Origin of the sequence: Cupriavidus sp. SK-4 (assembly GCF_000611125.1) — a bacterium.
Classification (GTDB): Bacteria; Pseudomonadota; Gammaproteobacteria; order Burkholderiales; family Burkholderiaceae; genus Cupriavidus; species Cupriavidus necator.
In genome coordinates, this window is sequence record NZ_JFJW01000202.1 from 1 (window position 1) to 928 (window position 928).

The window sequence follows — 928 nt, forward strand, 5'->3', positions numbered from 1 at the left end:
CCTAAAAAAGCTGGATGCCCTGGTTCAGGCCAAGAGAAGCGCTGCGCAGCAGAGAAAGCGCAAGTAGTGCTTGAGCTCAGGGCGCAATTCCCGTTGGCGACGCTGCTGAAGGTGGCCACGCTCTCGTCGAGCACGTTCTACTACCAGAGGAAGGCGCTCCAGAGCGGTGACAAGAACCAGGATCTCAAGGCAAGGACTCGGCGGGTGTTCGAGACACACAAGGGCCGCTATGGCTATCGGCGTGTCACCGACGCCATCCGCTCGCAAGGGCTGCTGGTCAACCACAAGCCGGTGCAGCGCCTGATGCTGGAGCTAGGCCTGAAGTCGTGTGTGCGGGTGAAGAAATACCGGTCTTACCGCGGCGAATGCGGTCGCGCAGCGCCCAACGTTTTGGATCGCCAGTTCGAGGCGCAGCGCCCGAACCAAAAATGGGCTACGGACGTGACCGAGTTCAGGGTCGCAGGCCAAAAGCTGTACCTGTCGCCGGTGCTGGATCTGTGCACGGGCGAGATCGTCGCCTACGAGACAGCCAAGCGGCCGCACTTCGAATTGGTCACCAACATGCTGCACAAGGCCATTGCGCGGCTCGGACCTGACGATCGGCCTCTGCTGCACTCCGACCAGGGCTGGCACTACCGCATGCCGCGCTACCAGCGGCTGCTGGCGCAACGCGCCATCACGCAAAGTATGTCGCGCAAGGGCAATTGCCTGGATAACGCCGCCATGGAAAGCTTCTTCGGCACACTAAAGGCCGAGTTCTTCCATACAAGCCAGTTCTGCAGCATCACCGAACTCGAGGCAGGGTTGCATCGATACATTCACTACTACAATCACGAACGCATCAAGCTGAAGCTCAAAGGACTGAGCCCCGTACAGTACAGGGCTCAGTTCGGTTCCACCTAGCTTTGACTCTCCAACTTTACGGGGT

1 protein-coding gene is annotated in these 928 nt (G+C 59.6%); it reads left to right on the top strand.

The annotated features are described in order from the left end of the window. Nucleotides 1-903: IS3 family transposase (locus tag CF68_RS34425; protein WP_152548609.1), on the top strand; the 903-nt coding region annotated here is incomplete at its 5' end. Nucleotides 904-928: the final 25 nt, after the last annotated feature.